The 11658-nt window shown below is 63.9% G+C and carries 4 protein-coding genes; all 4 read left to right on the forward strand.

What is annotated here, in order from left to right; all coding sequences use genetic code 11:
- Positions 1 to 383 precede the first annotated feature (383 nt).
- A complete protein-coding gene (locus ACTIMF_RS07120) occupies positions 384 to 1859 on the forward strand; it encodes an ATP-binding cassette domain-containing protein (RefSeq protein WP_442349644.1) in 1476 nt (491 codons plus the stop codon).
- Positions 1856 to 2671 carry an ABC transporter permease gene (locus ACTIMF_RS07125; RefSeq protein WP_442349584.1) on the forward strand — a complete coding sequence of 272 codons (816 nt, stop codon included), beginning with the start codon at positions 1856 to 1858 and terminating at the stop codon, positions 2669 to 2671. Before ACTIMF_RS07120 ends, ACTIMF_RS07125 begins: the two co-directional genes overlap by 4 nt.
- A complete protein-coding gene (locus ACTIMF_RS07130) occupies positions 2668 to 3513 on the forward strand; it encodes an ABC transporter permease (protein ID WP_442349585.1) in 846 nt (281 codons plus the stop codon). The genes ACTIMF_RS07125 and ACTIMF_RS07130 overlap by 4 nt, the downstream gene beginning before the upstream one ends.
- 181 nt (positions 3514 to 3694) lie before the next feature.
- A complete protein-coding gene (locus ACTIMF_RS07135; protein ID WP_442349586.1) occupies positions 3695 to 11641 on the forward strand; it encodes an amino acid adenylation domain-containing protein in 7947 nt (2648 codons plus the stop codon).
- Positions 11642 to 11658 lie beyond the last annotated feature (17 nt).

Consider the following 11658-nt stretch of genomic DNA (forward strand, 5'->3'; position numbering starts at 1 on the left):
TGGGGCGGCTCGTGAGGCCGGATCACGATCCGACCCTGAACTGGTCCTATCGTGAAACACCTTCCAGGTTGTGAGCGATAGTCGGAGGGTAGTAAAACTTGTCGGCTGAACGTAGAAGAGCGAAGGAGAGGGATCGTCACATGCCAGACCCTGCCGGAAGTGCCGCCGATGCCGGTGGTCAGACTCCGGGACGTGGGCGTGAGACCGACCCCCTCCAGGACACGATGCCGTGGGTCCCGGACGACGACCCAATCCTTCGTGAACTACGCGCGTGGCGCGACGACCTGTCGTCCGCTCCGCAGGACCGGAGTCCGGCAGCCAGTGTTTCGAGCGGTCATGAGAATCCCGCGCAGCGCGCGGTCGGGTCATGGTCGCCGCGTGATGTGAGTGGTGGTGCTCCTCAGGCGGAAGACGCGTCTCGCGGTGCTCCGCTGCCGGTTGCCCGGACTGATGAGCGTGCTTCTGACGAGTCTGTTGCGACCCGCCGGTTCGGGCGCTGGCGAGGGGACTCGGATGACCGTCGTAGCGCGCCGGAGGCTCTGAACAGTACGGGAACTGCCACCAGCAGCCATCGGCTTCCGCAGAACGCCCGGTACGCCGCGACCCAGGCGCCACGCGGCCCACGTCACGCAGCGTGGGACGTGATGGCACCGGCCCCCGCACCTGAGGCACCGGTCGAGCCGGACGATCTCGCTCCGGCGGAAGCGCCCGACGAGGCAGAGCAGCTTGTGCCGTTCGTCTCCGAACACGAACAGCGGCTGGCGGCGGCGAGCACGGTGGCGTTCGCTGCTGTCTCACAGACGGATCTCGAGCCCGAGGACGGTGCCGGTCCTGCGATTGTGGCGAGCCACCTCCATAAATCATTCGGTGATTTCGTTGCCGTCGACGATGTGAGCTTTCGAGTCCCGAAGGGGACGATTGTCGCGCTGCTCGGACCGAACGGCGCGGGTAAGACCACGACCGTCAATATGCTGTGCACACTGCTGGCTCCGGACAAAGGGAGCGCGGTTGTCGCGGGTCACGACGTCGTCGAGAATCCCGCCGGCGTGCGAACCTCGATCATGTTGACCGGCCAGTTCGCTGCGCTCGACGAGTCGCTGACCGGACGAGAGAACTTGATTCTGTTCGGGCGCCTATTGGGTCTGCCGAAGAAGAAGGCCGCGGCGCGCGCCGACGAACTGCTCGAAGACTTCTCCCTCGTGGAGGCCGCGGGGAAACGAGTCGGGCAGTATTCGGGCGGTATGCGGCGTCGTATCGATATCGCATGTGGTCTCGTCACGTCACCGGAAGTGGTGTTCCTCGACGAGCCCACCACGGGGCTGGACCCGCGGAGTCGTCAGGATGTCTGGAACCTGGTCGACAAGCTGCGCGACGACGGCGTCACCATCCTGTTGACCACTCAGTACCTCGAAGAAGCCGACGTGCTCTCGGACAACATCGTCGTAATCGACGCCGGTCGCGTGATCGCCGAGGGCACGTCGAGCGAACTGAAGGCGGCGACCGGTGCGGCGTACTGCGAAGTGACGCCCGCCCATCCGGCGTACCTTCCCCGGCTGCGTGCTCGTCTGCGTGATCTGATCGGCGACGAGGCCGCCGCCGACACGAGTCTCGATGTGTCGACGGTGTCGGTGCCTGCACCGAACGGTCCGGAGACCTTGGCCGAGGTGATGCGTCGTACGGAGGCAGCGAAGATACCGCTCGCTGACATCGCGCTGCGCCGCCCGTCGTTGGACGAGGTGTTTCTCTCGCTGACTGAGAAGCCGAAGGACGACACCGGACTGACGCTGTTCGACCGTGACGGCGATTCCCTTGCCGATCACATCAAGTCCACGCTGCCTGCAGGCGACGGTGGCCCGTGACGGCCGATTCGGGAATTCGTCCGCTCGATGCCGTCGCAGTGCCCGCCGGTGTGCGCACTGTCCGACAGTGGTGGACGCTGACGTCCCGCGGGCTGCTGAAGGTGCTGCGGAACGGCGAGTTCGTGTTCGCGTTCATCGCGCCTGCGTTTCTCGCGGTCTGCTTCTACCTGCCGCTGCGCAAGGTCATGGATGCTGGCGGGATGAACTATGGGCAGTTCCTGATGCCCATCATCCTGCTGCAAGCGATGAGTTTCGCTGCGACCTCGGCGGCAATGCGCTCGGCTTTCGACGTCAGTCGGGGAATCAATACCCGATTCCGCGTTTTGCCGATGCCGGAATGGGTGCCACTCCTCGCTCGTTCGGCGACGAACCTCGCGCTTCTCCTCGTGTCGATGGTCTGCGGCGTCGTCGCCTGCCTGATCATCGGGTGGCGGGCCGACGGCGGCATCTGGGGCACAGTCACCTTGCTGGGGATCACCCTGGTGATTGGGTTGTTGCTCGCATTGCTGTCGGACGGCTTGGGCCTCGTCGCAGGCAGCCCAGAGGCGACGAGTCAGATCCTCGGCTTGCCGACGATGATCCTGGGGATGGTGTCGACTGGATTCGTCCCCGAAGCGCGCTTCCCGGACTGGATCCAGCCATTTGCTCGCAACCAGCCGATCTCCCAGTTCGTTAACGTGATGCGGGTAGCCGACTCGCGTGAGTCGCTCAGTTGGTCTGTCGCTGCACCGACGGTGTATTGGTGTATCGGTATCGGCATCGTTGCTCTGATGACGCTGACGGCGGGAACACGGAAGGCGCGGACCCGATGAGCACCGAAGCAGTGGAGGCCGAACGCGTCTCCGAGACCACTGTCGTGGATCATACGGTCTCTGAACGGTCGGTCGGAGCGTGGTTCGAGCACACCAGGGTGCTGACGTGGCGGCAGATTCTCGTCTACGTCCGGAATGTGCCGACGGTGTTGCAGTCGTTGATCATCCCCGCGATCTCGATGGTGCTTCTCAAGGTGGTTCTCGGCGATTCGATCGGCAACGCGACTGGTCAGGACAGCCTGTACGGGACGGTACCGTTGATGATCATCATCGGCGCGATGGGTGGGTCGATGGTGTCGGCGGTCAGGCTGAACAAGGAGCGCACCACCGGGCTACTCGCACGACTCTACGTGCTTCCCATCCACCGTGCTGCCGACCTCTCGTCCCGAGTCGTGGCAGAGATGGCCCGAATTTTCGTCCTGACACTGATCTTGCTTACGGTCGGCTACGCGCTGGGCTTCCGATTCTCGGAGGGGATCCTTCCTGCGATCGGGCTCGTCGTGGTGGCCGTGCTGTTCGGTGCTGCGTACGCGGTGTTCGTATTGGCCATCTCTGTGAATGCGCCACCTGGCGCTCCACTGGTTCAGTATCTCGGTCTGCTGATGAGCGTGCTCATGTTCTTCAACTCGGGTTTCTCGCCGATTGATGCGTATCCCGGTTGGCTTCAGCCGATCGTGGCGAATCAGCCGATGACGCCCGCGATCGATTTGATGCGGGCTTTTGCCATCGGCGGGCCGATCACGATGGATCTGATCAAGGTGATGATCTGGGCTGCAGTCTTTGTCGGTGCAAGCATTTACCCTGCGCTCGTCGGTTACCGGAAGGCGGCGACGAGTAGGTGAACGATCATCGTCAGCGTCGGTCGGTCAACTGTCGCTATGCATATGGCCTGAGAGTGGGAGGCTAGGAGAGGAGAGTCTCAATGAAACAGTGAGGTCTGCGGAGTCGATATCCGTGGGGACGCGTCCGAGTTGTCGGACGGCGGGCAGTGCACCAGCGCACGAGCGAAAGGCATGAACGGTAATGAGTGAGTTGAGCAGCGGATCTGACGAGCAGCAATGGCTGCCGTTGACCGCCGCCCAGCGCGGCATGTGGTTCGCCGAGAACATGTCGCCGGACTACTCGGTGAACGTCGCCCAGTACCTCGACATCCGCGACGTCGACCGGCGCCTCGACGTTGACTTGTTCGACTCGATACACCACGAGAGCGCCCGGGAACTTCAGAGCGCATTCACCCGACTCGTCGACAACGACGGCGAGTTGATGCAGACCATTGATTTCTCACTTCCGTTCACACTCGAGCACATCGATTTCCGCAGCCATGAAGACCCGGTGGCGGCTGCAGAGGATTGGATGAACACTGATTACCGTCGGCCGGTAGATCTCCTCGCACGCGTGCCGCTGGCGCGTGCGGGACTGCTGCGCGTCGCCGACGATCGGGTGTTCTGGTATCTCCGCGGACATCACCTTCTGATGGACGGGGTAGCTGCCCTCAACAACGTCCTCTGGCTGGTCGACCGTTACAACGCTGCCTTGGCTGGGGACGACGTCGCCGTCAAACCGCATGCCGAGTTGGCGGAGCTCGTGGCGGACGATGCCGCATATACCTCGGGGACGCGTCGCGAGCGGGATCGCGAATACTGGGTGAAGCGGGCTGCGGATCTGCCCGAGCGAGTGACGCTCGCCCAGCACGCGGCCACGGCGCCGTTGTCGCCCAAGAACCTGGTGGCCGGACGCCGGCTCACCGACGATTTCCAACGCCGATTGGCCGAACTCGCGTCGGCGATGGGTAGTTCGCTGCCAGCGCTCTTGACCTCTGGGTTCTCCGCCTACTTGTCGCGAATGACAGATTCCGATGAGGTCGTCCTCAGTGTTCCGGTGACAGGACGCGCCACCGCGAAGGTGAAGCGGGCCGGCGGAATGGTGTCGAACATGCTGCCAGTCAGGGCGACTCGGCCGAGCGAACTGACGTTCCCCGAGTTGGTCGCCCAGATTCAACTCGAACTCACCGGTGTGCTGCGCCATCAGCGGTACCGGTTCGAGGACATCCGCCTCGATGCCGGCTTGCGTGACGCCGCGACCGCATCGTTCGGTCCGATCGTCAACATGGTGTTCTTCGACCGTCCGATCGAGATTGCGGGCGCCGATGTGGAGTACCACATCCTGGCATCGGGAATCCTGGAAGATCTGCGGGTCAATCTCTACCAGGCGAGCCCGAACGCACCGGTGTTCGTCGATCTGCATGGCAACCCGCACCTGTACACCCAGGACGAACTCGATATCCACGTCGCACGGTTCCTCGAGTTCTTCGAGCGCCTGCTCGATGACCCCGATCGCCCGCTCGGAGAGGTGGAATTGCGAACCGCTGCGGACCGTGCGTCGATCCAGTCCGCGGAGCGCGGTGCAGTGCGCGACTACTCTGCCTTCGGTGCGCACCTGCTCGACGGATTCGAACGGCAGGTCCGCGAACACCCGGATGCGCACGCCCTGACTTTCGGAAACGAGACGTGGACGTACGCCGAGTTCGACGCGGCGCGCCGCAGGCATGCTGCACGGCTCGTCCGCGACGGCGTGCGTGCCGGAGACCGAGTCATCGTCTCGATGGCCCGTGGGTTCGGCCAGCTCGCCGCGGTCTACGCCGTACTCACCGTCGGGGCCGCGTATGTTCCGGTTGATCCGTCTCACCCACAGGACCGGCGAGATCTCGTCGCCAACGCCGCAGGTGCGAGGCTGGTATTCGACGCCGAGTATTTCGAGCGTGACGACGCGACTGGACTCGATCCCGTCGATACCGCGCCACTTGCGGCCAACGCACCTGCATACGTCATCTTCACCTCCGGGTCCACAGGTACGCCGAAGGGCGTCGAGGTACCGCACGACGCGGTGATGAACCGTCTGGCATGGACCGACGAGCACTACCCGCTCGCCGCAGACGATGCGGTGATGTATAAGACACCGTTCACGTTCGATGTCTCGGTGTGGGAACTGTTCTGGCCGCTGGCGGTCGGAGCACGCATGGTCATCGCGCGACCCGACGGTCACCGAGACCCGGGATACTTACGCGAACTGATGGAAGTCGAGGACGTCACGGTCGTCCACTTCGTTCCGTCGATGCTCGACGTCTACCTCGATGACCGAGCCGGACGGCAGACCGGCGAGGAGCTTTTCCCGAGCAGGCTGCGGCGCGTGTTCACCTCGGGGGAGGCGCTGACCGGTAATGCAGCGGACCGAATGCTTCTCGGTGCGCCCGAGGTCGACTTGGTCAACCTGTACGGACCGACCGAGGCGGCCGTCGACGTCACCGAGCACCGGGTCCGGTTTGGGGAGACGATGCCGCCGATCGGCTCCCCGGTTCCGAACACCCGCGCCCTCGTACTCGATGACCGTCTGACGCCGGTCCCGCCAGGTGCGCCGGGCGAGCTCTATCTCGCTGGAGTCCAACTGGCCCACGGGTACATCGGTCGACCGAGTCTCACCGGTGAGCGCTTCGTCGCTGCTTTGGGCGACGACGTGGCGGGCGCGCGGATGTATCGCACCGGCGACCTCGTGCGCTGGAACATCAATGGGGAACTCGAATACCTCGGTCGCACCGACTTCCAGGTCAAGATCCGCGGGCAGCGGGTGGAACTCGGCGAAGTCGAGTCGGTGTTGGTCGATCACCAAAGCGTCGATGCGGCGGTCGCGATGGTGCGGGACGACCTGGCGGCCGTGCCCACGCTCGTTGCGTACGTGCGGGCCACCGACCCGAAGCCGGACGAGCCCGAGCTGCTCGCCTGGTCGCGGCGCCGTCTGCCGTCGCACATGGTGCCGTCGGCGATCGTCGTACTCGACGACTTCCCGATCAACTCCTCTGGTAAGACAGATCGGCGCGCTCTGCCGGTTCCCGAGATGCACTCGGCGGAATACGAGGCTCCGCAGTCGGAGATCGAGGTTCAACTCGCCGGAATCATCGCTGAACTGGTCGGAATCGATCGGGTTGGGCGTCGGGACAATCTGTTCGAACTCGGTGGCAACTCGCTGGTGGCTGCTCGTCTCGTGACGAGGGCACGCGATGGACTGGGTCTGGATCTTCGATTGGCCGATGTCTTCGATGCGACAGATCTCTCCGAGCTCGCTGCAGGTGCCGCGCACGCCGACCACGATTCGCAGTCGCCCCTGATCCATGTGAGCCCGCGGCCCGATCGGATTCCGCTGTCGACAGCTCAGTCGCGGTTGTGGTTGGTCAACCAGATCGATCCGGCCGCGTCTACTTACAACATGCCGGGCGCGGTCCGCCTGGGCACCGACGTGGATGTCACCGCGCTCTCCGCTGCAGTGCGCGATGTGGTCGACCGCCACGAGATTCTGCGGACGACGTTCGATGTCCTTGACGACGGTGAGCAAGTTCAAACTGTCGGTGACGTGGATTCGATGGATGATGCGATCGATCTGACTCCTATCCACACCGACGATGCGCAGGCCGCAGTCGACACGATCGCCGCGAGCGGATTCGATCTCACAGCCGAGGCACCTTTTCGTTGTCGTCTCGTGCTCGAAGGTCGCGAGCACATCCTCGTCGTGGTGATTCACCACATCGCGGCAGACGGCTACTCGTTGGTTCCGTTGATCGCCGATCTGACGGCGGCGTACGCCGAGCGTAGGTCTGGCCGAGCGCCTGTACGAGATCCGGAGGCGTTGCAGTATGCCGACTACGCGTTGTGGCAGCACCAGCATCTTTCTGGCGAGGGCAGCGACACAGTCACCGCCGATCTGTCGTTCTGGCGCTCGGAACTAGGCGGGCTGCCCGAGTTGTTGCCGCTCCCTACGGACCGTCCTCGCCCCGCCGTCGCCAGCGGACGAGGCGCGTATGTCGACCTCGTCGCCGATCCGGTGCTCACCGGTGCGGTTCGCGATCTTGCGAAAGCGGCAGCAGTGACCACGTTCTCGGTGATCCACGCTGCCGTCGCACTGGTCCTGTCCCGGTGCAGTGGAACCGATGACGTCGCGGTCGGCGTCGCCGTCGACGGGCGTCGAGACGATCGTTTGGCGCAACTGGTCGGCATGTTCGTCGACACCGTCGTCTTGCGAACCTCCGTACCTGATGGATCGAGCCTGACGGAACTGCTCGCCGACGCACACCGCACTCGGGCCCGCGCGATGGCACATGCGACAGTGCCGTTCGAACGCGTCGTGGAAGAACTGGCCCCAGCGCGGTCGGCGGCACACACCCCGCTGTTCCAGGTTGGCCTCACGATGCTCGCGGACACTACCAGCGCATTACGTGACGATTCGACAGGCTTCGAGCTCGTCGATGCGCGAGTGCCTGCAGCGAAATATGACGTATCGGTGGCGGTCATCGACAACGACGAACATCTCGACTTCGAGATCTCGTACGCTACGGACCTTTTTGACGAGTCGACAGCGTCATGGTTCGGTCGGGCCGTTTTGCGGGTCCTTGATCAGTTCACACGGAGCGCGCCCGAAACACCGGTCGGCAGGCTCGATATCGTCGGCCGCGATTCTTTCGCGGAGTTGACGGCCGCACCGACCCCTGCCGCTAGCCCCGTTACGCTCGGCGAGTTGTGGGACCTGCACGGATCGCAGAACCCCGGTGGTGTCCAGGACAGCAAGACCGCATTGACTCGGGCCGAGTTCGATGCCGCCGCGAACCGTCTGGCGAGGGAACTACTCGCGGCCGGGGTCAGTACCGGCCAGGTTGTGGCAGTCGGTACTGGCCGGAGTGTGGCAGCGGTGCTCGCGATGGTAGCGATCAGCAAAGCGGGCGCGGCGTTCGTCAACGTCGATCCGAATCTGCCCGACGAACGACGGGTCGAGATCCTTGAGGACAGCGGCGCGGTACTCGGCGTCGGGACCGAAACGTTCGGCACCATCGACTGGATCAGTGTCGACGCCGCCGTCGTCGCGGGTCGGCCGGCAGGGCCGATCGCCGATGACGAATTGGGGCGCACACCTCGGGTAGATGACGTCGCGTACCTGATCTATACGTCGGGATCCACCGGCAAACCGAAGGCGACGGTGGTCAGTCACCGCGGCCTGGCCAACATGGCTGCCAATCAACGATCGATCCTCCGCCTCGACGATACGAGTCGGGTGCTTCAGGTGGCTGCTCCGAGTTTCGACGCGTCGATCTTCGAGATAACGATGGCGTTGTGCAGCGGTGCGGCGCTCGTCGTGACGGCACCCGACGTGTTCGCGGGCGACGAGCTGGTCGAGGTGATCAACAAGCAGCGGGTGACGCATACGGTGATGACGCCGTCGGTCATGGCCGGACTCAGCCCGGACACGTTGCCGGACCTGGGGACGCTGGTCAGCGTCGGCGAGGCCTGCCCACCCGAACTGGTGGAACGGTGGGCGGACGCCGGTCGCGACTTCTTCAATCTCTACGGGCCGACTGAATCGACCATCTGGGCGACGGCGGCAGGGCCGATCGGCGTCGGCGAGGAGGTCACGATCGGTGAGCCCGTCGCGGGAGTCGGCGCACTGGTGCTCGGCAGTGCTTTACGCCCGGTTCCAGTCGGAGTGCCCGGCGAGTTGTATTTGACCGGGGAGCAGTTGGCCCTCGGTTACTTGGGGCGCCCCGACCTCACAGCAGCACGTTTTGTGCCGGCACCGTTCGGAGCGGCCGGGACGCGGATGTATCGGACCGGTGACCGGGTGATGAATCTTCCCGGTGGCGGTCTCCGCTACCTGGGCCGTACCGACTTTCAGCTCAAGATCAGAGGGATGCGCGTGGAGCCGGGCGAGGTGGACGGTGCCTTGACCACACACCGTGCGGTGGCTGCCGCCCTGACTGTCGGAATGCCGGGACCTGTCGGCGACACGGTTCTCGTCTCGTACGTCACGCCTCGGAGCGTGACTCCGATCGACCCAGCAGAGATCCGCAGTTTCGCGATGGACCTCCTGCCCGGACACATGGTCCCGCATACGGTGGTGCCGGTCGAGAGTTTCGTCATCAACGCCGTGGGGAAAATCGACCGGTCGTCCTTGCCGCCCGTCGACTTCGACGCGGGACATGATTTCGTCGCGCCGCGCAACGACTCCGAACGTCTGGTCGCGGAAGTCTTCGCGACCGAGCTCCGTGTTGATCGGGTCAGCGTCTCGGAGAGCTTCTTCGAGTTGGGCGGGAACTCGCTGTCTGCGGTCAGCGTGGCGGCTCGCCTGACCAAGTTGCGGGGTAGGCGCATTGCATTGCGGGATATCTTCGCGAATCCGACGGCTTCCGCGCTAGCCTCTTTTCTGGCCACCGCGCCGATCGTGGCCGATGTGCCGGCACTCGTCAGCCGACCACGACCCGACCTCGTGCCTCTTTCTGAGGTGCAGCGCGGAATGTGGCTCCTGAACAGCGCGGATCCGGAGTCCTCCGCGTACAACATCGCGTTTGCCCTTCGGGTCTCCGGTGCTTTGGACGTAGCCATGTTCAAAGCCGCCGTCGGAGACCTGATCGAACGTCAAGAATCGTTGCGGGCCGTCTATCCGATGATCAGCGGTGAGCCCGTGTCGAGGCTGACTTCGGCGGCAGAAGTGTTGTCGGCTCTGGACCTCGACCCGGTCGACGTCGAGGGCAAGTCGCTCGACGCAGTCGCCGCTGTGATGGATCGTGGCTTCGACCTGACTGCTGAGGTTCCGGTGCGGATCGGGCTGCTTCGCGTGTCAGCTGAGGAATACCTGATCGTCTTCGTCATGCACCACATCACTGCTGACGGTTCATCGATACGGCCACTTGCTGAAGATTTCTTGACCGCGGCTGCTGCGAGGTCGGCGGGCCGGGCACCGGCGTGGGCACCCTTGCAGATCCAGTACGCCGACTTTGCGATGTGGCAGCAGGAATGGCTGGCCGCCGAGGACTCCGAGGGCACAACCGAACGAGATCGTCAACTCGAGTACTGGCGGCGTCGACTCTCTGGTGCGCCGGACCTCTTGGCGCTGCCGACAGACCGCCCACGGCCCCCGACGCCGTCGTACGACGGATCTGAAGTGGTATTCGAGATCTCGGCAGAGCTCACCGGGCGACTCGAAGCACTCGCCCATGCGCAAGGGACGACGCTCTTCGTCGTCGTTCACTCGGCATTCGCCGTCCTTCTGTCTCGGATGAGTGGCAGCTCCGACGTGGTCGTCGGGATTCCATACGCCGGGCGGAACGAACCTGCGGTGGCTGATCTCGTCGGGATGTTCGTCAATAGTCTGGCTTTGCGGACCACAGTGACCGGTGGAGAATCGTTCAGTGCGCTGATCGACAGGGTTCGCGTCGAGGACATGGACGATATGGCACATGCTGACGTCGCATTCGAGTCCGTGGTGCAGGCCGTCGATGCGCCGCGGACACGGTCATACAATCCAGTCTTCCAAGCGATGCTCTGGTTCCAGAATCTCGAGTTTCCGAAGGTGGAGATCGGCGGACTCGCGATCCGTTCGGTCCCCGATGCTCTCACTTCGGCGAAAGTCGATCTCCAGTTGGCGATGTATCCGAACGACCCGACTGTGCTCGGGGACCGCGTGGCAGGTGCGCCGATGCGGGCCGGATTCGTGTACGCAACGGAATTGTTCGACGAGAAGACGATCGAGAGATACGCGGAACGATTCGTTCAGATTCTCGAGTCGGTGGTCGACAATCCGGAAATCCTGGTGGCCGATATCTCTATCGCGACGCAATCCGATCGGCTCGCCGACGCGGACAGTGCTGCTGAAGAAGTCATTCCGCTGCCGACTATCATCGACGAAGCGGCGGCGGCTGCGCCCGATGCTATGGCCTTCACCTATGGCGGGGCGTCCGTAAGCTTCGGCTCGCTGTCGGCGACGGTCACAGCGATGGCCGCAGTACTTCCCGACGCCGATTCCGCGCTCGTCACCGCGCTGATGGGACTGGCCGCTGATCTAGCTGCGGCCGGCCCTGACGGGCTCGGCGACGTGCTTCAGCAGATTCGTGATACGGCTGGAGCCCATACCAATAAGTCTCCTTACGTCCGCGATTGAAGGAACTGATTCACACG

It is taken from the genome of Gordonia sp. (in: high G+C Gram-positive bacteria) (genome assembly GCF_052106715.1).
In the GTDB taxonomy this organism is placed as follows: domain Bacteria; phylum Actinomycetota; class Actinomycetes; order Mycobacteriales; family Mycobacteriaceae; genus Gordonia.